The following is a 24,838-nucleotide window of genomic DNA, read 5'->3' as shown; positions in this document are numbered from 1 at the left end:
ATAAAGGGGAGATTTTTTTGCCACATCAAACAAAATTCAAATCATTCATGAAAGTATTTAAATATGTACTTTTTGATTGTTTAACAATCATTATTTCTTATCTACTCACCATGTGGATGTTTCTTTATACAGGGATTGATCACACTTATGATGGACTGGTTTTAGCATTAGCTATTATTATTCCTGTAAAACTATTATTCAACTATATTTTTGGAATCTATAAAATTATTAGTAATCACACAGGTTTTGAAGATTTCATAAGAATTGCAGGGATAGTAGTTTTTACAAACATATTGATTGCTATTTATATTTTTGTAACAAAGGCTGATTTCATGTTTGAATCTGCACTTGTCTTCATTACACTGATAGAAATCAGCGGAATGATTGGACCTAGAGTGATTAGAAGAATTTATTTAACACTACAACATCAGCTCAGATGGATTAAAACAATTGGTGCTAGAACCTTAATCATTGGAGCAGGTTCTGCAGGTGAGATTGTTGCTAAAGAAATTTATAAAAATAAGGATTTAAATAATATACCTGTTTGTTATGTGGATGATAATCCAGATAAAATAGGTAAAAGAATCTTAGGTATTAATATTGTAGGTACATTAGGTGATATTGATGCTGTTGTTAAAAAGTATAAAATCGAAGAAGCAATTCTTGCCATTAAGGATTTAGAAAAGGATCGATTCCATCATTTAATCAATACGTTGATGAAACAACATATTAAAATTAGAAAATTAAATATCTTGGAAGATATTGAAGAAAATGAAAAACCAAAATTAATTGATTTAAAAGTTGAAGACTTACTCGATCGTCCAGTTATTGAACTGGATAATCAAGGTATTCATGATTTTATTGAAAATGAAGTGGTTTTAGTTACGGGTGGAGGTGGCTCTATTGGAAGTGAACTTTCTCGTCAAATATTTGATTTAAAACCAAAACAACTCATTATTTTTGATATCTATGAAAATAATGCTTATGATATTCAAATGGAGCTCTTAAGAAAAGCACATAAACAAACTGACCACAAATTCCCTGAATTAGTGGTCCGTATCGGAAGTGTTTATAATAAAGAGAGATTAGAAGAGATATTTAAAGAATTTAAACCAACGATTGTTTTCCACGCAGCAGCCTATAAACATGTTCCATTAATGGAAGATAGCTCAGTTGAGGCAGTTAGAACCAATGTATTAGGAACCTATAATACAGCAACACTATCCACTAAATACAAGGTTAAAAAATTTGTCTTAGTATCGAGTGATAAAGCTGTTCGTTCAACCAATGTGATGGGTGCTACAAAGAGGTTTGCAGAACTCATTATTAAACATGAACAAGCAAAAAGTGAAACGAGTTTTGCAGCAGTAAGATTTGGTAATGTATTAGGTTCAAATGGATCAGTTATTCCTTTATTTAAAAAGCAAATCGCAGATGGTGGTCCAGTGACTGTTACACATAAAGACATCACAAGATACTTTATGACGATACCAGAGGCTGTAGGACTCATCTTACAGTGTGGTGTTTATGCTAAAAAAGGTGATTTATTTATTTTAGACATGGGTGAACCTGTAAAAATATATGATCTTGCAACTAAGATGATCCGTTTAGCGGGTTTAAGAGTTGGTGAAGATATTGAAATAGAAATTGTTGGATTAAGACCAGGTGAAAAACTCTATGAAGAGTTATTGGTTGATGTGAAGGATAAAGATCTTCACAAAACCAATAATCAATCCATATTTGTTGAACACCGTGTGGATGATACTTTAAACGATGTATTATTTAAAGAGTTGATTGAAACCTTCCATACCTTAGATAATCACCAAATTAAAGAACATGTCGCAAAGATTGTTCAATCCTATAAAATAACAAGTTAAGAAAAGTTTACAAAACTTTCAAAATTCTCCATACATAGTATGGAGTTTTTATTTTGGTTAAGTGTATTTTCACTTTTTGAAAATTTCTTTCATTTTCGTTATAAAAATTGTTGACATCATACATTATTTTCATATATAATCAAAAACATTAAAAATAAAATAAAGGAAGAAGCCATGATCACTAAAGAGTCCGTTCTACAAGATATCAAAGACCATGATATTAGATATATCCGCTTAATGTTTACCGACATGCTTGGTCAGATTAAGAATGTCGAAGTCCCAGCTACAAAGATAGAAAAAGTACTTCAAAATGAACAGATGTTCGATGGATCATCGGTTGAAGGATTTGTAAGAATTCAAGAAGCAGATATGTATCTATATCCTGATATGGATACATGGTTAATTCTTTCTTGGGAACAATTAAAAGAAGGAAAGGTTGCTAGATTTTTCTGTGATGTTCACAGACCCAGCAAAGAACCATTTCCAGGAGATCCAAGACAGATTTTAAAGAAACAAATCGCTCAAATGAAAAAATTAGGTTTTGAAAAATTAAATGTGGGTGTTGAACCAGAGTTTTTCTTATTTAAACAAGACTCTGAAAATCCATATAGTTTAAAATATACCGATCAAGGTGGATATTTTGATTTAGCACCTGTGGATTCTAGTGAAGATTGCAGAAGAAATATTGCACTTGAACTTCAAAAATTAGGTTTTAATATTGAAGCATCTCACCATGAAGTAGCATATAGCCAACATGAAATCAATTTCATGTTTGATAATGCACTTCAAACATGCGACAATATTCAAACCTTTAAACTCGTTGTTAAAAATGTAGCTAGACGACATGGGTTTCATGCAACATTTATGCCAAAACCTGTATTTGGTATTAATGGTTCTGGAATGCATACAAATTTAAGTTTGGAATCCGCATCAGGTGAGAATGTGTTCTTTGATCCAAATTCACATAATAAACTCAGCCAAACAGCACATGAGTTCTTAAGTGGGGTATTAACTTATGCAAAAGAGTTTTGTTTAATCACAAACCCCATTGTAAACTCATATAAGAGACTTGTTCCAGGGTATGAGGCACCATGTTATATCTCATGGAGTGAGGCAAACCGTTCTACAATGATTAGAATTCCTGCTAGCCGCGGTAGAAGTACGCGTATTGAGGTTAGAAATGTGGACCCTACTGCAAACCCGTATCTAGCAATCGCATCCATTTTAGCGGCAGGATTAGAAGGCATTAAAAATAAACTGGATGTAAAACCTGTTGAGAAGAATTTATTTGCTTTATCTAATGAAGAAAGAGCAGAATTAGGTGTATCCAATCTTCCAAGTAATTTAGAAGAAGCGATTGAATCATTTAAAAAATCTGTTCTCATTAAAGATGTATTAGGTAAACACTTAACTGAAAAACTCATTATTGCAAAACAAAAAGAATGGGATAGTTATAAAACCTATATTAGTGATTGGGAAATCAAGAGTTATTTACATAAATATTAATCAAATATCAGGGTTATGAGAAACCCTGATATTTTTTTATTGTATAATAGGTATGGTGATCTATTTGAGACAAGAACTCATTTCTTTATTTACTGCAAAAGCAAAATCTATTACATATAAGTTTGATGTGAAAGACGAGAAGTCTTTTTTAGAATTACTTACGATGCATGGACTTGTAGGATATTTTTATGAAACGATTGATCCAAATGGTTTTAAGGAGCCTAGGTACTTATTAAAATTTAAACAAATCTTTCAGTCCTATATATCAAAGGATGTAAAACAACAAGAAGTGATTAAAAATTTAGAATCTATATTTACGAATGAAGAAATACCTTTTATATTCTTAAAAGGTGTTCCACTAAAAAAAATATATCCAAACACTTATGAACGTACGATGGGTGATATTGATATACTGGTTAAAAAAGATGACTTTTCAAAAGCAAAAGAAGTTCTAGAGAAAAATAACTATAAATATTTATCAGCAACAACACACCACCACGTTTATGAATCCAGTTCTTTGATGGAGGTTGAACTCCATCAAAGTATTACATCCATAGTAGATTATGATTCTAAAGGTTTACTAGATGATTGTTGGAGCTATGTGATGGAAAAAGAGGGTAAACTTTCATTTGACCCATCGTTTGAATATGTATATTTATTAACTCATCTAGCAAGACACATTAAAACATCTGGTGTGGGTTTAAGAAACTTAATTGATTTAGAGATATATTTAAAACATCATCAAAAAGATATGGATCAAAAAAGGCTAGAGATACTCTTAAATCGAGTAGGGCTTCAAACGATGCATGAAAGACTTTTGAGTCTACTCGATGGTTTATATAGAGAAAAGCCAATGACAGATAAAGATGAAATGGTATTAGACTACATCATTAAATCAGGTGTTCATGGATTAGGTAAAGAACATAATTATTATGAATCTAAAAAAACATATGAAACCAAAAAGTTAAAGAAATCTAAATTTAGATATTTTTTAAGCGAAGTTTTCCCTAGAAGGACTTATATTATGGAACATTATCCTTATTTAAAAAAATATCCTATCTTATTACCATACGCATGGATGGTACGTATTTTGAAACAAGTATTTAGAAAGCCAAAAGACACTAAAATGAGATTAAAAGCAATTACAAATGATAAGAAAACAAGTGACATCGAAAATGTCTATAACACCTTAGGTCTATAAACCTAAGGTGTTTTTATAGAATAAGTAGATTTTGATTGTGTAATCATGTATAATGGCTTTAATAACTTATAAAGGGGTAATTGGATCATGGATATTGTCGCAATCGTTTTGATTTGTGTAAAGAAATGGAAAGCTGCACTTATATGTAGTGTGATTGGTGTATTCTTCATGTTGTTTGCTATACCGTTTATACCATTATGGTGGATATCAGGAATCATCTATGCAATCACAATCATGGTAAGTGTTGTAAATTTAAAAAGTGAAGAAAAGAAAACTGCTGAACCAGCAAAACCAGTTTCTGCACATGTTTTTATTGGGGATAGAGAAACACAGCTCAATAAAGCACGTTCAATGTATTTGAAAGGATTAATCTCGGATGATGAATATGAAGACATCAAAAGGAAGATTTTAGCAGCAGAATAACATATAATGAAAATAGAGAATCTCATATTTGGGATTCTCTATTTTATATATTTATAGCATATTAAGTCTTGAATGCATTATAATGAATATATATAATCTGTGGGGGATTTAAAGATGAAAGATAAAATCAAAGCATTACTTAAGATAGATTTTAGTAACCGTTCATTTGAACGTGAGGCTAAAAAATCATCGAATGTGGTTTAGATAAAAAAGATGAAATCTATTTAATGAATGTACTTATTGATGATAAAGAAGACATATCTTTTCAGTTTACTGCATTCTTCTTATTATTTACATATTACAGAAGACTTAAAAGAGTAGATATGATTGAACCACTAATCAACTCCTATGCATCTAGATTTAAGACGATTTCATTCTTAGAACATGTTTTATTACTATCAAGGTTATTAGTATCACAAGATGCATATGATTTGAAAGAATTAATGAAGCAATCCAGATCCTTAGTTCAAAAGTCTGAATTTATGAATCATCCAGGTGTTTTACATTATTATGCAGAAATTGTTGCAAGTTACTTTGAACTTATCAGTGCAGATCAAGATACATTATTAAAAGATGTATTTGCTAAAGACTATATAGAACTTGCTGAAAAACATATGGATACATGTTTAAATCTAGAAAGTGATTATGCTAAGTTTTATGCAACACGTGGCCGTATTAAATTACTACTTGGAAAATATGATGATGCAATCCATTCATTTGGACTGGCTAAGTATAAAGAAAAACCTACAAGAGTAGATTATAGTTTAGTCATTGGTACATATCAAGATTATTTATTATTTGCGAAACAATTAAAACAGAATCAAGCACTTTTGGAACAAAACAAAGTACTTGATGCAAATATTAAAGAAGTGAATGCAAATAATATCAGATTGATATCCATGTTTACAGGGTTAATCACTTTAGTGATTGGAAACATTACAGTTGCTGCTAATAGTCAAGAACCAATAAAGCTCATGTTTATGTTAAATGGTATGTTTTTTGTTTTCTTTGGAGTGGTTATTATGGTAACCAATCTTTTAACTAAAACTAAAAACAGTAAGTGGTTATGGTTGATATCTGGTATTTTATGTTTAATGGGAATAGGTATACTTATATTATTTTATACGATGGAGATTATTTAAATGGTAAAAGCAGTAACAAGACCTTATAGAGACTATAATGAAGACGGCTTCATTATAGAAGATGGTTTTTATGTTGTCATGGACGGGGCAACAACACTTCTTAATGGTCAAGCATCTAAAGATGGTTCTATTGCAGAAAGATTTGTTAATTATGCTAAAAAGAATCTTTATAGATTTTATAAAGAATCAAATGATTTTTTAGAAGCAATACACAGACTTAGTAGAGAAAGTTATCACTATTTTAATATCTCTTCAAAGATACCTGCAGAACTTCCTTCTATGGCACTGGTTTGTGCCATAGAAAAAAAGAATCACTATGAATTATTTATTATAGGTGATTCTGGGGTAGCTATCAAATATTTGAGTGGAAGATATAAACTTAAAATGGATAAAAGAGTCAAAGCATTAGATCAGATTGCTGTCGATTATAAGTATAGGAACCATGTAGATTTTAAAGATATACTTATAAGACATAGAAATTTATTAGGTATTAAATATCAAGCATTAATACCTAGTCTGGATATGGTTTATGAACCTTTAATATTTAAAGTCATGAAAAATAAAGTAGATAAGATATTATTGTTTACAGATGGATATTTTAGTATGAGAGACACATTTATGATTACTAAAAAGAATATTGATTTTATCAATCATGATTTAGATAAAGGTGTTCAAAGAATTGTAGATGTGGCTTATCAAGATAAAGATATGGTAAAATTTAAAAGATTAAAAGTAATTGATGATATTACTGCGATCAAGATTGATTGTCAATCTTGATAGCGTTAAGTATTTCTAAATTAATTGAATAACAACTACAATTGAATCTCAATCGAGAAGAGGAGACAAACGGATGAAAGTATTAGTATCAGGTGGAACAGGTTATATTGGTTCTCATACAGTTGTTGAACTGATGAACCTAGGTTATGAGGTGGTTATCGTTGATAACCTCTATAATAGTCAATTAGAGGTATTAGATAAGATTAAACAATTAACAAACAATAAAGCTCTTAAATTTTATGAAGCGGATTGTTCAGATTTAACGGTCATAGAACCTATATTTATTGAAGAAAAGATTGATGCAATTATTCACTTTGCTGGATATAAAGCAGTTGGTGAATCTGTTGCAAAACCATTAAAATATTACCAAAACAATTTAAATACAACCATGGTACTTGCTATGATGGCTGAAAAATATAAAGTCCAAAACTTTATATTTTCATCATCTGCAACCGTATATGGTGAAGGTGTTTCACCACTTGTAGAAACAATGGATTTAAAAGAAACATCTAATCCATATGGTGAAACAAAGAAAATGAGTGAACGTATATTAAGAGATTTTGCTAAAAATAATCCAGATATGAAGATTACACTACTCAGATACTTTAATCCAATTGGTGCACATAAGTCAGGACTTATTGGTGAAAAACCACAAGGTATACCTAATAATCTGATGCCTTATGTAACCCAAGTAGCAAAAGGAATCAGAGAAAAGCTTTTTGTTTTTGGTAATGACTATGATACAGTGGACGGAACAGGTGTAAGAGACTATATACATGTTGTAGATTTAGCTAAAGGTCATATTGCAGCACTTAAGGGTTCTAAGGATAATGTGAATATTTATAACTTAGGATCAGGTGTTGGTACAAGTGTATTAGAACTCATTCAAACATTTGAAAAGGTTAATCATATAAAAATTCCTTATGAAATTGTTGATAGAAGACCAGGAGATCTTGCAACTGTATATGCAGATGTAAATAAAGCAAAGAAGGAACTTAACTGGCAGACTGAATTAACAATTGAAGATATGGTTAAAGATGCATGGCGATTTGAAAATAATTTAAAGTAAAAGAATACTCTGGTAATTTTCCGGGTTGAGCATTAACACTTGAAATTTAGATGTTATTGTGTAATAATAAAATTGTTCACTAATAAAACGAACATAAAGAGGATATTATGGGGACTGATCAAATATTTTTTAAGTCAACACCACTCTATAAAGAATATTTATTATTAGAAGCTGTTGAAAAAAATTCTAAAATAACCCAAAGAGAATTAAGCCGCATTTTAAGTGTGGCTGTTTCTATGATTAATGAGTATTTGGATAAAGAAGAGAATTTAGGATATATTAGAAAAGTATATAGATCGAGTAAAGATGTAGAGTATATTATTTCAGAAACAGGAAAAGAAAGAGTAAAGCTCTTAAATATTCAGTATTTAAAATCTGCACTGGCAATACATAATGCAGCTAGAAAAGATATTACAATCTTTATTGACCGTATTATTCAAAATGGTTTCAAAAATATCATTTTATATGGTGCTGGTGATGTGTCAGAAATTATTCTTCAAACATTGGAGTTTGATAGAAATTTAGAACTTAATATAGTAGGTATTATTGATGACAGTAAAGATAAACAAAATACAAATCTTTATGATATCTTAGTTACAGATCCTAAAAATATATTTAATATTGACCATGATGGTGTATTAGTATCAAGTTATTTACATCAAAATACAATAGAGAAAAATCTAGAACTGTTAAATTATGATAAAAATAAAATCATTAGATTATTTAAGGACTAACGCATATGATATTTAAAATATTTAAAAGAATTATGGATACACTACTATCCTTCATAGGATTAATTGTCTTGTCACCAATATTTATATTGGTAATTATTTTAATAAAATTGGATTCAAAAGGACCAATTTTATTCAAACAAAAACGAGTTGGTAAAAATAAGAAACATTTCTATATTTATAAATTTAGGACAATGAGAATTGATACACCTAAAGATACTCCAACACATTTACTTGAAAACCCAGAACAGTGGATAACAAAGATGGGTAAATTCATGAGAAGAACATCAATTGATGAATTACCGCAAATTATAAACATATTAAAAGGTGATATGTCGATTATTGGACCAAGACCTGCATTATGGAATCAGTTTGATTTGATTGATGAGCGCGACAAATATGGTGCAAACGATGTATATCCTGGACTGACTGGTTATGCTCAAATACATGGTAGAGATGAATTATCAATAGCCCAAAAAGCTAAATTAGATGGTTACTATGTAAAACATATGAGTCTATGGTTAGATATAAAGATATTCTTTGGCACATTCTTTAGCATTTTTAAATCAGAAGGTGTAGTTGAAGGTGGTACAGGCACCATAGATAAAAATAAAGATCAGAAATAAGGGGTAAAATGAAAAAAATACTTATTACAGGATCTAACAGCTATATAGGAACAAACGTTGAAAAATGGCTGTTAAGAGAACCGGAAAAATATATAGTAGAAACATTAGATATGAAAGATGAAAATTGGAATCAATTTGATTTTTCAGGTTTTGACGTTGTTTTTCATGTAGCAGGAATTGCTCATATAAAAGAAACCAAAAGGAATAAAGACTTATATTATAAAGTGAATCGGGACTTAGCCTATCAAGCAGCATTAAAAGCAAAAGAGTCTGGTGTAAAGCAGTTTATTTTTTTAAGCAGTATGAGCGTATATGGCATGGAAACAGGAATTATTACCAAAGATACAACAACCAATCCTAAAACAGCATACGGAAGATCAAAATTAGATGCTGAAAAACTTATTCAGGAAATAGAAACAAGTGAATTTAAGGTTGCTATTTTAAGACCACCAATGGTTTATGGTCCTGATTCACCTGGTAACTATCAAAGATTGTCTAAACTAGCATTAAAACTTCCGTTTTATCCAAAAATTAATAATCAAAGAAGCATGTTATACATAGATAATCTGTCTATTTATATAAAGCGCTATATAGATAGCAACGCACATGGAATTTTCTTTCCACAAAATAAAGAATATGTAAATACAACCGAATTGATAAGTTTAATAAGGAAGTCTCATGGTAAAAAATGTAGAGAAACCAAACTATTTAATTGGATGATTTATCTATTAAAACCGATTTTATTACAAATAAGTAAAATATTTGGAACATTGTGTTATGAATATGATGAAGATAATATTTGCCTAATAAGCTTTCTTGATAGTATAGAATCGATTGAAAAGGAGAAATAATTTAATGGAATACTCAATTTTGATGTCTGTATATTATAAGGACGTACCAAGGTATTTCGATGAAAGTATACAAAGCATGCTTGATCAAACTTATAAAACAAATGATTTTGTGATAGTTTGTGATGGGAAACTTACTCCAGGACTAGAAGAAATATTAGTTAAATATCAAGAAATACCCTATATTAATATTGTCAGATTAGAAGAGAACATTGGTCTAGGTAAAGCGTTGAATTATGGTTTGAATTTTTGTAAAAATGATTTAGTCGCTAGAATGGATAGTGATGATATTTCAGTTCCAGATAGATGTGAAAGACAGCTAGCTATAATGAAGAATAAACCGGAAATATCTATTGTAGGAAGTCATGTTGAAGAATTTGTTGGAGAACCCTCAAAAGTGATTGCAATAAAAAAAGTTCCCCTTGGTCATGACGAAATAATGAAAATGGTAAAAAAAAGAAACCCATTCAATCATCCCACTGTAATGTTTAGGAAAAAAAACATTATAGAGGCTGGTAATTATTTGGATTGCAAATTAAATGAAGATTATTACCTTTGGATAAGAGTTTTGAAAAAAGGATATCTTACTGAAAATATTGATGCTAACCTCGTGAAAATGAGAGTTAATGACGACACATATATGCGTCGTGGGGGCTGGAAATATTTTAAAGAACAAAAAAAGATTTTCAAATATATGTATAAAGAAAAAATGATCAATTTTTTTCAATATGCATATCAAACCGGCGTAAGATTTATCATAAGAGTGATTGTACCAAATAAGATTAGAAAGAAAATTTATCTTAAATATTTAAGAGAAGAGGTTTAAGGATGAAGATACTTTATATCGTTTCGACACTGCAAAGATCGGGTCCAATTAACGTTTTGTACAATATCACTAGAGATTTAGATGTAAATGACTATGTAATACTTACTCTTTCTCCAGAAGAAAGTGAAAAAAGTATGAAAAGTGATTTTGAAAAGTTGGGTAGCCAAATTGTAGCGTTAAATCTAACTAGAATGGTCAGAAAAAAGCAAGTTTTGAACAATATAAAAGAAGTTATTTCTAGTAATAATATAGAGATCATCCATTCACACGGTCTACGAGCGGATTATTATGCGAGTAAGATAAAAGAAGTGGCTCATTTTTCTACGATACATAACTATCCATATGAAGATTATCCTAAAATTTATGGTAAAGTTTTGGGAACTTTCATAGCACAAGCACACATGAAAATTATAAAGAGAATAAATTATCCAATAGCTTGTTCATACGCTATTCAAAAAAAATTCAAAAGAAAAAAAATTGAATTAGAAGTTGTTCAAAATGGTGTAGATACAAAGCGATTCTTTAGGGTCACGCCGGATAAGAAAAGGCAAATTAGAGAAAAACTTAATTTACCAACAAATCATATAATTTTAATTAGCACAGGAATGCTTATAAAGAGAAAAAGGCCGATTGAACTTGTAAGAGGGTTTAATAAATTTTTACTAGAAAATCAAATAAATGACTGTACGCTTATGGTCTTAGGTAGTGGAAACCTAGAAAAACAGGTTCAAAAAGAAATCAAAGAAAATGTTATTTTGCTTGGAAACAAAAAGGAAGTAGAGACATATTTGCAAGCCTCAGATATATTCATATCGAACTCCTCTTCTGAGGGATTACCAATGGCCGCTTTAGAGGCCTTAGTAACAGGGTTATCTACTGTTTTAAGTGACATTGATTCGCATAGAGAATTAAAACTAAAAAGTGATGAAATTTCGCTTTTTAAGAATGATATAGAAGACATGATGGAAAAAATAAAAATAGAATATTTTGAAATCAAAAATAATAAGCAATCTAGAGAGATTAATATGGATTTTAGCTCACAGATAATGAGTTCAAGTTATCTTCAAAAATACAAAATTAGTCAAAGGAGAGATAACTAATATGGATTTATTAGTCATTCTATTTGTATCGATTGTCCTTATAGCAACAGTTGTAAAGTATAGAATAAAAGGAGTATTATATCTGTCGGGTTTTATGTTACCTTTTAGAATGGTTCTCTTTAGTGTAGGTGATGTACCTTTTAGATTAAATGACATTTTTTATATTATCTTAATACTAACCTTTACGATAACTAGCATTAAAAATATAGATAAGATAAAAGTAAAGGGTATAAGTGTGATATTTGGGTTTTATTATATCATGTTACTTAGTATTATATTTAATGTACATAGAATACAAATAAGCAGCGCTTTGATTAGCCTGTTTAGAACTTCTTTAGCTGTTTTTTCTGGATATTTTGTAGCTAAAAATTTAGATAAGGAAGAGAAAAAAATTTTTATTAAATATTGGGTTTTTTCATCAGTCGTCGTAGGAATTATAACAGTCGGAAGTTTTATGGTAAATTCGGAAAATATAAAAATTATTTTTCAGATTTTCTCATTAAACGTTGCAGATTTTTATGCATTGAAGTTTTCTAATAGTCTTTTCTTTGAAGATCCTAATAACTTTGCGGGGTACTTATTGATAAGTATATTCTTATTAATATATTATTTACAGGGTGTTAAGAAAAGAAAAAAGATTGTTAGTATTTTACTAATAAGTTTGCTGTTGTTTACATTATTTTTAAGTTTATCTAGAAGCGCCTATATAGGTTTCTTAGTAGGTGCAATGGGCATATACATATTTATGACTAAGAAGGATAAAATAGTTCCTCAAATAGCATTAATTAGTATCCCGTTTTTTGTATCAATAGCGGCAATTATCGTCTATGATAGACTGATACAAGATGTTTCCGCCTATAGTAGATTGGAGTTATGGGCTGTTGGAATCAAAATGAGTTTTAATAATCCAGTTTTTGGAGTCGGACTTTCTAACTCAACCAATCTATTTTATCAATATGCTCAAAATAATTTGATTATAAATAACCCTCACTTTCACAATTTATTTTTAAAAATAAGTGCTGAACTAGGAATTGTGGGATTATTTTGTTTTATGATCATGTTATGGAAAATATTTAAGCAAGTATTTATAAATTCTAAAAATCCTAAAAATATAATGATATTTGGAATGGCAGCCTTTTTGACACAATCTATTTTTGTAGAGTATTTTGAATCAAGACATTTCTGGTTGTTGTTAGTATTCTTGTACTATGAATTTAACACAAGGGGGGAAGAAAATGAAGTTAATATCAATCTTAATGCCAGTATATAATGTTAAAGAATATATTGGCGAAGCAATAGAATCAATTCTAAATCAAACATATAAAAATTTTGAATTAATTATCATAGATGACGCCTCCAGTGATGGAACCACTTTAATGATAGAATCGTATGCAAAAAAAGATAGTAGAATTATTCATCTTAAAAATCAAAAAAACGAGAAAATAGTTAGTTCGTTAAATAAAGGATTAGATAGGGCCAAGGGGGATTATATTTGCCGGATGGATGGGGATGATATAAGTGAATTGGATAGACTTGAGAAAAAAATAGACTATATGGAAAGAAACCCAGAAATAGATATTTTGGGTTGTAGTGTGTATACAATCAATCAAAATGGGATAGTACTTGGAAAAAACACATTATTAGAAGATTTTAAAACGATTAAAAAAACTATTAAATACTCTTCTCCAATCTTACACATATGGATGGCTAAGAAAGAAGTTTATGACACTGTTGGAAAATATAGAAACATTTCTTATGTTGAAGACTATGATTTTTTATTAAGATCAATTAAACATGGTTTCATCTTATCAAATCTTGAAGATTACTATGGGTATAGAGTTAGAATAAGAGAAGGCAATACACAATCAACGGCAGGTATTTATCAGAGAAAAGCCCATAGATACTGTTATGATTTATACTTGAAGGAAAAGACAGGTGAAGACTTGTTTTCAGAGTCTAAATTCAAAAAAGCGATAGAGTCTACAGAAAAAGAGATTAAAAAATACATGACCTCATCTGATTTTTTATTAAGAGCTATTGCAGAGAAAAATAAAATCAAGAAAATGTATTTACTTACAAGAGCCTACTGTAGTTCTTCAGAACAAAGAAAATATTTGAACAGAAGAATTTTGTATAGATTAAAAACGTAAAAGTTGGGAGAAAAAACGTGGAAGATATTAAAGTTTATGTTACAACTCACAAAGAAACAGACATAATTAATAAAAAAATAACCTCAATATATCAAAAATTATTTGTAGGTGCAGAAAATAAAATAATACCAGAAGGGTACTTATCAGATTCATTTCCGGGTGGAATTTCACATAAAAATAAGAATTATAGTGAACTAACAGGGCAATATTATATTTGGAAAAACGCTAATGCAAAAATTGTAGGGTTGATACACTATAGAAGAATTCTATCGAAGAGTAAAAGCAATTTTTTTTATAAGGCTCTTAATGAAAAGCAAATTAAAAAAGCACTAAGCAAAGCAGATGTAATTGTACCTAAAAGAGAGAAAATGTTGAGACATACTGTAGAATCCTACTATTCTAAGGCTCACTACAAAAAAGATTATGAAATTATAAGAGAAATTATTTCAGAAAAACACCCAGACTATGTAGAAGCTTTTGAGAAGGTCTCTAATCAAAAGCACTTGTTTTTAGCGAATATTTTAATTACAAAGAAAGAATATTTTGATCAATATAGTGAATGGTTATTTTCGGTTCTTTTTGAATTGGAAAAAAGAAGTGACATAACTTCATATGATTCTTATCAAGCAAGAATATACGGTTTTATCTCAGAAAGATTAATTAATGTTTGGATAGAAAAAAATAATCTTAAGGTCAAAGAATATAGAATGATCAATCTTGATCAAAATCAGTTGTTATTTAAGTTAAAAAAAGTTAGATATAAGATAATGGAGTTTTTTGAAAAATGAAAAAATATGATTATATAATAGTAGGTTCTGGTTTATATGGAGCTATATTTGCCTATGAGGCAAAAAAAAGAGGAAAGAATGTTTTAGTTCTTGAAAAAAGATCCCATATTGGTGGTAATCTATATACTAAGGAAGTTGAAGGTATCAATGTACATGTATATGGGGCACATATTTTTCATACCTCAAATAAAAAGGTTTGGGATTATGTAAATCAGTTTACCGAGTTTAATAACTACGTAAATTCTCCAATAGCAAATTATAAAGGAGAAATTTATAATTTGCCCTTTAATATGAATACATTTAGTAAACTATGGGGTGTGATAACACCTGAAGAGGCCTCTAAGAAGATTGAAGAACAAAGAAGTGGTATGTTTACAAAAGAACCCAAAAACCTTGAAGAACAAGCAATCAACTTGGTAGGGATTGATATTTATGAGAAACTCATAAAAGGGTATACAGAAAAACAATGGGGAAGAAAATGTACTGAATTACCTCCTTTTATTATAAAAAGATTACCGGTGAGATTTACCTATAATAATAATTACTTCAATGATAGATATCAAGGGATTCCTATTGGTGGATATACTAAGATATTTAATAAATTGCTAGATGGGATTGAAGTGAAATTAAAAGTTGATTATTTTAGTCAAAAAGAATACTTTGATGAAATGGCTGATAAGGTTTTATACACAGGTCCATTGGATCAATTCTATAATTATAGTGAGGGAGTTTTAGAATATAGAAGTTTAAGGTTTGAGCACGAGATAAAAGATATGAGTAATTTTCAAGGTAATGCTGTTGTAAACTATACAGATGTAGAAACGCCTTATACAAGAATTTTAGAACATAAACACTTTGAAATGGTTGAGACTAATAAAACAGTTATTACCAAGGAATATTCCATAGACTGGACTTTAGGAATAGAACCATATTATCCAATCAATGATAATGCAAATCAAATAATTTATGATAAGTATAAGAAATTATCTGACAAAGAACCTAAACACCTTTTTGGTGGTAGATTAGCTGAATATAAATATTATGATATGCATATTATTGTAGAGCGAGTTTTAGAATTAGTGAACAAAGAGTTTCCAAATGAGTAAGAGTTTAACTAAAAATTACTTATATAATTTTTTATATCAATTACTTATTATAATTATTCCGGTAATACTCATTCCATATTTATCAAGAATACTGCTTCCAGAAGGATTAGGAGAGTATTCATATCATTATTCCATTGTTACCTACTTTTCTTATGCAGCGGTTTTAGGTGTTCAGTTGTATGCTACTAAGCTAATTTCTGAAAAAAGGGAAAGTGCCGAACAAACCAAACAAGCTTTTGTTGAAGTTTTTCTTATTAAAGCAATAACGAGTTTAATATCAATTGCAGTATTTATAGCGATGTATCTTACCAAACTCATCCCCAACACTAATTTGATTTTAATTCAAAGTTTGGTGTTAATAGCTAACTTATTAGATATCACTTGGTATTTTACTGGAAGAGAAAACTTTAAGGCAATCGTAGTTAGAAACTTATTAATTAGAACTACCTCTTTTGCTATGATACTTATTTTTGTAAACAAACCGCAAGATATCTACATATATGCATTCATTATGATTGGAACTGAAATACTATCTCAAGTAATTATGTGGGCAGGTCTCATTAAGGAGAAAGTATTATTTGTAAAAATAGAAAAAATAACACTCTTGAATATACAAAAACACTTCAAAGGGCTTGTGATATTATTTATTCCACAATTGATAACACTTTTCTATAATAATGCAACCATTACTATTTTAGGTATGGTATCAACAAAAACAGAAGTAGGATATTTTGATGTTGCCGCAAAAATAACTAATACATTACTTGTTTTAATAACATCTTTAGGATTGGTGGTTATGCCACAAATAAGTTATTTGATCGCCAATGATGAGAATGGAAAGGTAAATGAAATATTAACCAAATCTGTAAAAGCTATGTTATTTTTGGCTTATCCAATCACTCTTGGTTTTTTTGTTTTGACACCAATCACAATTCCATGGTTTTTGGGCGAGGCGTACGCTTCAGCGGTTTGGGTTTGTGGGATATATTCATTAAAAATCATATTTATAGCAGTAAGTAATATTATTGGGATACAATACTTGATCCCCAAAGGAAATAATAGGAAGTATATTTTGTCTGTCGCAGCAGGAGCAATTATCAATTTAGGTTTATTATTTTTGACAGCGCCTTACATTGGTGCTCTAGGGGCTGCTATTGCACTTGTGGTTGCAGAGTTTTTTGTTACAACGGTTCAAATCTTTGTAACAAGAAAAGAAATAAATTTTATTAATAAAATAAGAAGTACATATAATTCTTTTATTTCATCAGTTGTGATGAGTATTACTCTTTTCTTAATAATTAGTTTCTTTCCATTTGAATCTATACTATCTAGATTTAATAGTGCAATTGAAGTATTTGTAGTGAATGGCCTGATTAACTTAGGAATAGTTTTTATTGGAGGTTGCATCTATCTTATAACCAATAAAATTCTTAAAAATGATATACAAAAATTAATTATTGAAAAAGGAAAAGATTTTTTTGTAAGAAGGAGACATAAATAATGAAAAAATAATGCTTACTTTTTTAGGTTTGATATTAGCACTAACACTTGTTGCATGTTCAGGCACAAACTCAAACGATGGAAGTCAAAACGATTATTTTTCAAAAGTATTGGAAGAATATGATAAAAAAATAGAAGCAATAGAAAAAGAAAATGGTACCAGTTCAAAACATTACTCACAAATTTAATGTAACAAATTATAATGCACCATAAGATAGAAATAGTTACCTTATCAGCAAATGATTTTATGGGATTGATATAATGTTGTTTAATTGTGTTATAATAGGTTGAATGGAATATATTTTTAAATTACTGTATTAACTTAAGGTTGAAGTTATAAATAAATAAAAGAAAGGTAAGCATACTCAATTTGTGATTTTTTGAGTGTGTAGGTATAGAAATGAAAAAAATTTTATCGACCTTTATGTTGATATTATTAGCACTTGTATTGATTGCTTGTGCAAATGCTGAAGATATTGATTCATCTTTCGACGATATTAATGATCGAATTGATCAAATCGAAGAAAGTCTTGAAGAACAAAAGGAAGAATATGAGCAACAAATTAGTGAACTTCAAAATGAAATAAATGATTTAGAAACACTGGTTTTGGAATTGCGTGTTATCATCGATGCTCAAAAATCGAAATTCGAAGTTGATTTAGAACATCTTAAAGAAGAATATGACGCTAAACTTGCGGACCAAGAAGCGGATTATATTGCTAGACTTGCCTCCCAAAAAGCGCTATACGATGAATCTTTAGTAACTTTAGAATCATTATTCAATGCTAGTTTAGATGCACAAAAAGAATTATACGACCAACTTATATCAAATCAAAAAGCTGAATATGATTTAGCATTAGCCCAATTAGAAGCTGAAAACTCAGCTGATTTGGAAGAACAAAGAGTTTTATATGCTCAAATGTTAGCTGATCAAATCATCACATATGAAGACATGTTAGCTACTCAAGCCCAATTATATGTGGATATGTTACAAGCACAATCAGATATTTATGACGCAAAATTAGTTTCACAAAAAGAATTATATGATCAACTAATATTAAATCAAAAGGCTGAATATGAACAAGCACTAGCGGATGCTATAAGTCAATTTAATGAAGAACTAGCAATACAGACACACGATTTTGAAGTAGCATTAAGTAGACTTGAACAAAAACTTGCAGATTTAAATTCTAAACTTTACATATATGAATACTCAACATTTGTATTTAATCAAGTTGAAGATTCATTGATTGGCACATTAAGTTATGAACTCTCACTACCTAATTCAACAACATTAACAGTTGAAGGTATTAAATTTACATTAAGACATCCTTTGACAGGAGAAATAAGTACTGTTAATCCAATCTTATCAGTAAACGAGTTTGAAGATATATCTGGTGAATTTGAATTAGAAGTTGAATTCCATGGATATTTTGAGATGACTATTGAATTAACTTACATTGATTCAATCGGAGATCAAGGAATTCTTACGTTTAAATTACCTGTAATGTATAAGGTGGATCAAGTTAATTTTGCATGGCTACATGCAACAATGCCAGTATTATTATTTGCATCAGACTTATTAAACAATAAATATCCAGGATATACTTATGTTGAAATTGAACGTGCTGCAACTTATGACTTTAATAAACTTCCTGAAAAGGCACTTAAATATCCATTAGCTGTATCAGCTTCTGGTGGCAATTATACACAAACACAAATCCCAAATTTTTACACTAATGTCACTCATGGTCAAAGCAATAAAATGATTGAATGGATGAAAGAATTATATTCAATTAATCCAAACACGAATTTCAAAATTTTAGGAGTAGATAATTATTTAAATGTTATTACCAGTTCAATTTTATCTGGTATTCCTTTTGAAAGATTATCATTTGTAATTTATACAGATGGTTCATTTACTACGTCAATGATTAATTCAAGTTTCTCTACACTAAGTCAATTTAATAGTCTATATACATTATTTGAAAACTGGTTAAATGGAAATGTAAGTGGTTCAAACATTTTAGCACATATGCAAAGTGATTATGTTTTAACTTCAACAAAACTTGATAATTTTGAATATGTTGTTAACTCAATATCTGGTTGGAATCTAGAACATGATCTAATGGAATTGATTAATGATGAATTAAATGTCCGCGTATTATCAGTATCTGATGCGTTTGGTTCTTTAGAAACAATTGGTAAACTTGATGAATTAGAATACTTATTAAAGACACGTTGGGGTTCGGAACCTAATGAAAGTATGATGGCATACTTTGCTGGTAATCCAGTAAAAAATTTATTAATTTTAGGTACATCACCTACAGGTGAAGTGAATGCTCAATTCGCTTCATTTGATAAATACCTAGAAAAGATCGTTGAACTTTATGGTAATGAATATAAGATTTTCTATAAGGGGCATCCACGTTATCCATCGCAACCTCAAAGAGTTCAATTGTTTGAAAATAATAATATTATTGTATTACCAAACAGTATTCCTGTAGAGACATTGATGCTTTTATATGAAAATGTATATGTTGGAGGATACAATGGAACATCATTCCAATCATCATTAAAAGATCAAACAGTATTCTTGTTTGGTACTCAAGCATTAATTAAAGGTAATGCAACAATGAAGAATTTAATTGAAACTACAGATATATTTAGTAATACCGTCTATTTAACTGTTGATAGTAACGGTGAAGTTGTAGTTCAATAAAATATAGAATTTACTCAGACCCTTTAAAATAGATGGTGTAAAAACGACCTATAAAATAGGTGGTGTACACCAAAAAGACGCAGAAATTGCGTCTTTTCTTTTGTCATAACCACTTTTATTTACTTATTGGTAATTGGAACATCCTTATTAATTGAATACAGTACTTTATTTCTAAACCTGTAAAAATATCTGATACCATTTGAGTTTTTAATGATTGTTTTAATCTTATTATTGATAGATTCAATGGGGCCATTAGATATCCTACGGACATCGATTCTTATAAATGAATTTTTGATACTATCTCTCCAAGTATTTAGTGTTTGACCAAATGTTCTATATATTTCAAACTCACTGTTTCTAAATTCAGTAATCAATTCATCAAGGCGCTCATCACAGTCATTAAAACTTGCTGTTAGATTAAATACGCGATAGGCTTCCTTTAATCTGTAAGCTTTAGTCAGTGAATTATCAATTTTCAATAAATAACTTAATATTTCAGATTTATGCCAGTAACCCTTCATTTTATATACCCGTATTTTGCCATCATAAATATTTTCATAGTCTTTTACGAAGAAGTAATGGAATTTTTTTAACATGTAATAATACATGTCATTATACTCAAGTCTCGAACTATCCTGATCATATTTTCTTTGAATTTGGATTCTAATTTGTTTGATAGCTTCGTTGAGATTTTTGATGATATGAAATGAATCAATTGCTATAAACGCGTTTGGAAAACAGAATTTTGCCACATCGTAATAAGTTAGCCACATATCAATGACTACAGCCTTAACACCAAGTCTTTCTTCCCTAGGAATTCTAAAAAAATATTCTGTTAAATAGTTTTTGTGTCGCGTTGCTATAATGTCAATAATTTTAGAGGTATTAAAATCTAAAATGACACAGGCATATTTATATTTATTCATTTTATTGGTAAAGACTTCGTCAATAGAGATAACTTCGCCTAATTTTCTAGGGTGGGCATCGATGTGCTTATCAAATATATTAATCACACTTTGACTAGATACATTAAATAACTTTGCTGTATCAGCGAAGTTATGATGGATATCTTTTAAGTGATTTAAGATAGATAGTTTGGTTTTTAAACTAATACGTTCGTAAACTTGATTAAATGGATTTGTTTCATAGATTGTTTTATTAAATGTTTTACACCGATTATGCCTTGCATAATAAGCGATTTTTACTTGATGTTCTAATGAAACACTATGGATTAATTTTTTTAACCTAAAACCATGAAAATACATCGGATATGTTTGACATTGTGGACAATTTATATTATCTTTTAGTAACTTTAGATGAAGTGTAAGTACTTCACCATCTATTGTGGTATCAAGTGATTCTATTTTTGAATTTATGTTTTCTAATTTATATAGTTTTGTGATATTATCATACATGAAGAACTCCTTTGTTTTTTTAGTTACGACTAACTATATTATAAAAGGTGTTCTTCATTTTTTATATATTTATTTCGGCCTTTAAAAAAGATGGGGTACTACCACCACCTAATTGAAAGGTGTTTTTTTACACCAACTATTTTAAATAACTAAAAAATATGGAGGTACCTCTTTTTATTTAGTTATATCTATATACTTTTTAATATTTTCGTTTTTAAGTGGTGTATCTTTATTAATAGAATACATTATTTTGCCTCTTAACCTTCTAAAGTCTCTAATACCATTAGAAACTTTAATGATTGTCTTAATTTTAGAATTTGTAGATTCAATTGGTCCATTGGATATTCGTCTACCTTTAGACATAATAAACGAGTTCTTTATTTCAACTTTCCAAGTTTGTATCATACGTCCAAAGTCTCTAAATTCTTTAACAGGGTTTGATTTAAACCCATCAATTTAAATATTAAATCCTTCATCACAGGTATCATATTCAGCTATTAAATTAAAATATCGATACTATTCTTTTAATCTATAACAGTGTTTAAGTGTATCATCAATATCTAAAAGATAGTTAAGTATAGTTTGCTTATCCCAGTAGGTATTTAGTTTTGCGATGTAGGCCGGTTTAAAATCTCTTAGACGATCTAAATCAATTTTAAAGAAGATATGAAACTTCTTTAACATGTAATAATACATATCATTGTTCAGTAGTTTACTGCGTTCTAATTTAAATCTATTCATGGTATCAATTCGAACTCTATCCATCGCTCTGTTCAGGTTTGCTATGACGTGAAATGAATCTACAGCGATTAAACTTTTAGGAAATGCCTTTTCTAAAACTTGTTTATAACTTTCCCACATATCGATTATCAAACGCCTTATCAAGTGTATTATTCAAAGAAATCCTCACTTATCATGTCCACTTTATTGACATAAAAGCAAAGTATTTGTACAAATGAAATCCAATTATTAGAGTAGTTTCATCTAAAATACTCTAAACAAAGATTGCACATTCAATTTATAGACGAATCAATCTTATTTGTCTAAGGAATATTTAATAGTATAAAATACATGATAAATTAATTTATTATCTTTCAATAAAATCAAATGAAGGTTAGTAGTTTACATGTAACTAATTCAATTACGAATTTAAAATAAATTGAAAATATTTTTCAATAATTGAAAATATGCTATAATAAACACTGACTTAACATCAGTGTTTATTATTTAGGAGGAATTAATCATGTGTGGAATTGTAGGATATATAGGCTCATCGAATGCTAGAAACATTATCATAGAAGGATTGGAAAAATTGGAATACCGTGGATATGATTCTGCCGGAATCACGCTTTATAATTTATCCTCAAATCTGTTTAACATCTATAAAGATATAGGTAGGGTTTCAACACTATCTAAAACAACACACAACATACTATCTAACATTGGTATAGGACATACAAGATGGGCAACCCATGGAAAAGTAAATGCAGTCAATGCACATCCTCACCAATCTAGTTCAGGTCGTTACATTATTGTCCATAATGGAGTAATTGAAAATTTTAAACAATTAAAGAATCAATACTTAAAAAATCACACGTTTATAAGTGAAACAGATACAGAAGTTATTGCTCACTTGATTGATAGTTTTTCAACCATCATGGATGTTGAAAAATCTATTGTTTCTACATTAAATTTACTTCAAGGGTCTTACGCTTTACTTATTATTGATAACAAAGATCCAAATACTATCTATGCTGCTAAGAATAAACCACCTTTGATTATAGGGAAAGATGAAGAAGGAGTTACTATTACATCAGACATATTAGCACTCGCTGGATATGCTAAGACATATCATGTTTTAGCTGATAAAACATTTGTTGTTAGTCAGAAAGATTCGGTCAAATTATATGATTATGATTTAAATGAAATTCAAGTACAATTTGAAGAATTCAACTTTGACATCAAATCATCTGAAAAAGGCATCTTTGAACATTTTATGTTGAAAGAAATTCATGAACAACCCACGGTGATCAGAAGAATCATGAAGGGATATATTCATGACTCTTCAATTAATATCAATCAATCTCTTTTAAATGATTTAAAGCAATCCAGTCGTATTTATATACTAGCAGCTGGAACATCCATGCATGCAGGTATCGTCGGAAAAAAAATAATTGAAGACTTAATTAAAAAACCAGTTGAGGTGCATATTGCATCTGAGTTTGCTTATAACACACCACTTATTGATCCAAATGCTTTTTTCATACTAATTTCTCAAAGTGGTGAAACAGCTGATTTAAGAACTTGTTTAACAAAACTAAAAAAACAAGACTATAAAACATTAACCATAACTAACGTTATTACATCTACACTTGCAAGAGAATCTCTCTATGCCTTAGAGATTTTTGCTGGTCCTGAGATTGCTGTTGCATCTACTAAAGCATATGTTGCTCAAATTGCGATGTTATTTATACTTGCATATGCTTTATCAGATAAAGCAATAGATATACAATATGAACTATCAAAAACCGCACAAGCAATGGAAAATTTCCTATTAAGTGATAGCCATATCAGGGATTTAGTGGTAAAATATATAAACACGAAACATGCCTTCTACATTGGTAGAGGCATGGATTATGCAACATCACTAGAGGCTGCATTAAAACTAAAAGAGATATCATATATCCATACAGAAGGTTTTGCTGCAGGTGAACTTAAACATGGAACAATTGCATTAATAGAGGATAAAACACCTGTTATTGCTATAATATCTCATGAATCGATTAATTTGAATACGAGAAGTAATTTAGAAGAAACAGTGTCTAGAGGCGCAATACCTATCGTTATTACATTAGAATCTCTCAAAAGTGATGGGGATGATATTATCTTAGAAGATGTACATCCACTTTTAACACCGATTCTAACCATATTACCCGCACAACTTATAGCATATTATGCATCTTATGAATTAGGATATGATATTGATAAACCAAGAAATCTCGCAAAGAGTGTTACTGTAGAATAGGGGAAT

The 24,838-nt window shown here is 29.4% G+C and carries 23 protein-coding genes; 20 read left to right on the top strand and 3 right to left on the bottom strand.

The features are described 5' to 3' along the window. Positions 1–47: 47 nt before the first annotated feature. From B5X49_RS06700 to B5X49_RS06615, 19 genes are all read left to right on the top strand, one after another. A complete protein-coding gene (locus tag B5X49_RS06700; protein WP_045749993.1) occupies positions 48–1,877 on the top strand; it encodes a polysaccharide biosynthesis protein in 1,830 nt (609 codons plus the stop codon). A 174-nt stretch (positions 1,878–2,051) separates the two neighbouring features. Further along, the gene (glnA, locus tag B5X49_RS06695) at positions 2,052–3,383 is read left to right on the top strand and encodes a type I glutamate--ammonia ligase (protein WP_045749022.1); all 1,332 of its coding nucleotides are present in this window, start codon (positions 2,052–2,054) and stop codon (positions 3,381–3,383) included. Positions 3,384–3,447: 64 nt separating this feature from the next. Continuing rightward, positions 3,448–4,584: a nucleotidyltransferase domain-containing protein gene (locus tag B5X49_RS06690; RefSeq protein WP_159444502.1), complete on the top strand. Its 1,137-nt coding sequence runs from the start codon at positions 3,448–3,450 to the stop codon at positions 4,582–4,584. An 87-nt stretch (positions 4,585–4,671) separates the two neighbouring features. Beyond that, positions 4,672–5,007, top strand: a complete 336-nt coding sequence (locus B5X49_RS06685) for an SHOCT domain-containing protein (RefSeq protein WP_045749024.1) — start codon at positions 4,672–4,674, stop codon at positions 5,005–5,007. A gap of 227 nt (positions 5,008–5,234) precedes the next feature. Next, positions 5,235–6,149 carry a hypothetical protein gene (locus B5X49_RS06680; protein ID WP_045749025.1) on the top strand — a complete coding sequence of 305 codons (915 nt, stop codon included), beginning with the start codon at positions 5,235–5,237 and terminating at the stop codon, positions 6,147–6,149. Next, positions 6,150–6,926, top strand: a complete 777-nt coding sequence (locus tag B5X49_RS06675; protein ID WP_045749026.1) for a protein phosphatase 2C domain-containing protein — start codon at positions 6,150–6,152, stop codon at positions 6,924–6,926. 73 nt (positions 6,927–6,999) lie between these two features. After that, positions 7,000–7,995 carry a UDP-glucose 4-epimerase GalE gene (gene galE / locus B5X49_RS06670; RefSeq protein ID WP_045749027.1) on the top strand — a complete coding sequence of 332 codons (996 nt, stop codon included), beginning with the start codon at positions 7,000–7,002 and terminating at the stop codon, positions 7,993–7,995. A 107-nt stretch (positions 7,996–8,102) separates the two neighbouring features. Then, positions 8,103–8,729, top strand: a complete 627-nt coding sequence (locus B5X49_RS06665; RefSeq protein ID WP_045749028.1) for a winged helix-turn-helix transcriptional regulator — start codon at positions 8,103–8,105, stop codon at positions 8,727–8,729. An 8-nt stretch (positions 8,730–8,737) separates the two neighbouring features. After that, on the top strand, positions 8,738–9,352 hold the full coding sequence (locus tag B5X49_RS06660) for a sugar transferase (RefSeq protein WP_045749994.1): 615 nt from the start codon (positions 8,738–8,740) through the stop codon (positions 9,350–9,352). An 8-nt stretch (positions 9,353–9,360) separates the two neighbouring features. Further along, entirely contained in the window at positions 9,361–10,203 is an 843-nt protein-coding gene (locus tag B5X49_RS06655; protein ID WP_045749029.1) for an NAD-dependent epimerase/dehydratase family protein, read from the top strand. Positions 10,204–10,207: 4 nt separating this feature from the next. Next, entirely contained in the window at positions 10,208–11,026 is an 819-nt protein-coding gene (locus B5X49_RS06650; protein ID WP_045749030.1) for a glycosyltransferase, read from the top strand. 2 nt (positions 11,027–11,028) lie between these two features. Beyond that, complete coding sequence (locus B5X49_RS06645) at positions 11,029–12,126, top strand: glycosyltransferase family 4 protein (protein WP_045749031.1); 1,098 nt, start codon at positions 11,029–11,031, stop codon at positions 12,124–12,126. A gap of 1 nt (position 12,127) precedes the next feature. Next, complete coding sequence (locus tag B5X49_RS06640) at positions 12,128–13,396, top strand: O-antigen ligase family protein (protein WP_045749032.1); 1,269 nt, start codon at positions 12,128–12,130, stop codon at positions 13,394–13,396. Continuing rightward, positions 13,362–14,276: a glycosyltransferase family 2 protein gene (locus B5X49_RS06635; RefSeq protein WP_045749033.1), complete on the top strand. Its 915-nt coding sequence runs from the start codon at positions 13,362–13,364 to the stop codon at positions 14,274–14,276. Before B5X49_RS06640 ends, B5X49_RS06635 begins: the two co-directional genes overlap by 35 nt. A gap of 17 nt (positions 14,277–14,293) precedes the next feature. After that, positions 14,294–15,064 (top strand): DUF4422 domain-containing protein, encoded by a 771-nt coding sequence (locus B5X49_RS06630; protein ID WP_045749034.1) that lies wholly within the window; start codon positions 14,294–14,296, stop codon positions 15,062–15,064. Further along, complete coding sequence (gene glf, locus B5X49_RS06625) at positions 15,061–16,170, top strand: UDP-galactopyranose mutase (protein ID WP_045749035.1); 1,110 nt, start codon at positions 15,061–15,063, stop codon at positions 16,168–16,170. Before B5X49_RS06630 ends, glf begins: the two co-directional genes overlap by 4 nt. Further along, positions 16,163–17,671 carry an oligosaccharide flippase family protein gene (locus tag B5X49_RS06620; RefSeq protein ID WP_045749036.1) on the top strand — a complete coding sequence of 503 codons (1,509 nt, stop codon included), beginning with the start codon at positions 16,163–16,165 and terminating at the stop codon, positions 17,669–17,671. Before glf ends, B5X49_RS06620 begins: the two co-directional genes overlap by 8 nt. Before the next feature lie 28 nt (positions 17,672–17,699). After that, positions 17,700–17,858 carry a hypothetical protein gene (locus B5X49_RS07690; RefSeq protein WP_159444501.1) on the top strand — a complete coding sequence of 53 codons (159 nt, stop codon included), beginning with the start codon at positions 17,700–17,702 and terminating at the stop codon, positions 17,856–17,858. Between the two features lie 212 nt (positions 17,859–18,070). Then, positions 18,071–20,392, top strand: coding sequence for a hypothetical protein (locus B5X49_RS06615; protein WP_045749037.1), 2,322 nt, complete (start codon positions 18,071–18,073; stop codon positions 20,390–20,392). Between the two features lie 119 nt (positions 20,393–20,511). Here the strand turns inward: B5X49_RS06615 and B5X49_RS06610 are convergent, their stop codons facing one another. The 3 genes from B5X49_RS06610 to B5X49_RS07855 form a co-directional block, all read right to left on the bottom strand. Continuing rightward, positions 20,512–21,807, bottom strand: coding sequence for an ISL3 family transposase (locus B5X49_RS06610; RefSeq protein ID WP_079560768.1), 1,296 nt, complete (start codon positions 21,805–21,807; stop codon positions 20,512–20,514). A gap of 174 nt (positions 21,808–21,981) precedes the next feature. Next, on the bottom strand, positions 21,982–22,263 hold the full coding sequence (locus B5X49_RS07860) for a transposase (protein ID WP_373422621.1): 282 nt from the start codon (positions 22,261–22,263) through the stop codon (positions 21,982–21,984). A gap of 60 nt (positions 22,264–22,323) precedes the next feature. After that, positions 22,324–22,680 (bottom strand): transposase, encoded by a 357-nt coding sequence (locus B5X49_RS07855; protein ID WP_159444500.1) that lies wholly within the window; start codon positions 22,678–22,680, stop codon positions 22,324–22,326. Between the two features lie 370 nt (positions 22,681–23,050). On the opposite strand from B5X49_RS07855, the gene glmS reads away from it, so the two are divergent. Next, on the top strand, positions 23,051–24,832 hold the full coding sequence (glmS, locus tag B5X49_RS06595) for a glutamine--fructose-6-phosphate transaminase (isomerizing) (protein ID WP_045749040.1): 1,782 nt from the start codon (positions 23,051–23,053) through the stop codon (positions 24,830–24,832). The last annotated feature ends 6 nt before the right edge of the window (positions 24,833–24,838 follow it).

The sequence above is a fragment of the Acholeplasma oculi genome (assembly GCF_900166985.1).
Classification (GTDB): domain Bacteria; phylum Bacillota_I; class Bacilli_A; order Acholeplasmatales; family Acholeplasmataceae; genus Acholeplasma; species Acholeplasma oculi.
This window is presented reverse-complemented; position numbering and strand designations above follow the sequence as displayed.

Coding starts and splice junctions, on each gene's coding strand:
- glmS (WP_045749040.1), top strand. CDS start 23,051: ATGTGTGGAATTGTAGGATATATAGGCTCATCGAATGCTAGAAACATT.
- B5X49_RS06610 (WP_079560768.1), bottom strand. CDS start 21,807: ATGTATGATAATATCACAAAACTATATAAATTAGAAAACATAAATTCA.
- B5X49_RS06635 (WP_045749033.1), top strand. CDS start 13,362: ATGAAGTTAATATCAATCTTAATGCCAGTATATAATGTTAAAGAATAT.
- B5X49_RS06615 (WP_045749037.1), top strand. CDS start 18,071: ATGAAAAAAATTTTATCGACCTTTATGTTGATATTATTAGCACTTGTA.
- galE (WP_045749027.1), top strand. CDS start 7,000: ATGAAAGTATTAGTATCAGGTGGAACAGGTTATATTGGTTCTCATACA.
- B5X49_RS06655 (WP_045749029.1), top strand. CDS start 9,361: ATGAAAAAAATACTTATTACAGGATCTAACAGCTATATAGGAACAAAC.
- B5X49_RS06685 (WP_045749024.1), top strand. CDS start 4,672: ATGGATATTGTCGCAATCGTTTTGATTTGTGTAAAGAAATGGAAAGCT.
- B5X49_RS06650 (WP_045749030.1), top strand. CDS start 10,208: ATGGAATACTCAATTTTGATGTCTGTATATTATAAGGACGTACCAAGG.
- glf (WP_045749035.1), top strand. CDS start 15,061: ATGAAAAAATATGATTATATAATAGTAGGTTCTGGTTTATATGGAGCT.
- B5X49_RS06680 (WP_045749025.1), top strand. CDS start 5,235: ATGAATGTACTTATTGATGATAAAGAAGACATATCTTTTCAGTTTACT.
- B5X49_RS06620 (WP_045749036.1), top strand. CDS start 16,163: ATGAGTAAGAGTTTAACTAAAAATTACTTATATAATTTTTTATATCAA.
- B5X49_RS06645 (WP_045749031.1), top strand. CDS start 11,029: ATGAAGATACTTTATATCGTTTCGACACTGCAAAGATCGGGTCCAATT.
- B5X49_RS06640 (WP_045749032.1), top strand. CDS start 12,128: ATGGATTTATTAGTCATTCTATTTGTATCGATTGTCCTTATAGCAACA.
- glnA (WP_045749022.1), top strand. CDS start 2,052: ATGATCACTAAAGAGTCCGTTCTACAAGATATCAAAGACCATGATATT.
- B5X49_RS06675 (WP_045749026.1), top strand. CDS start 6,150: ATGGTAAAAGCAGTAACAAGACCTTATAGAGACTATAATGAAGACGGC.
- B5X49_RS06665 (WP_045749028.1), top strand. CDS start 8,103: ATGGGGACTGATCAAATATTTTTTAAGTCAACACCACTCTATAAAGAA.
- B5X49_RS06700 (WP_045749993.1), top strand. CDS start 48: ATGAAAGTATTTAAATATGTACTTTTTGATTGTTTAACAATCATTATT.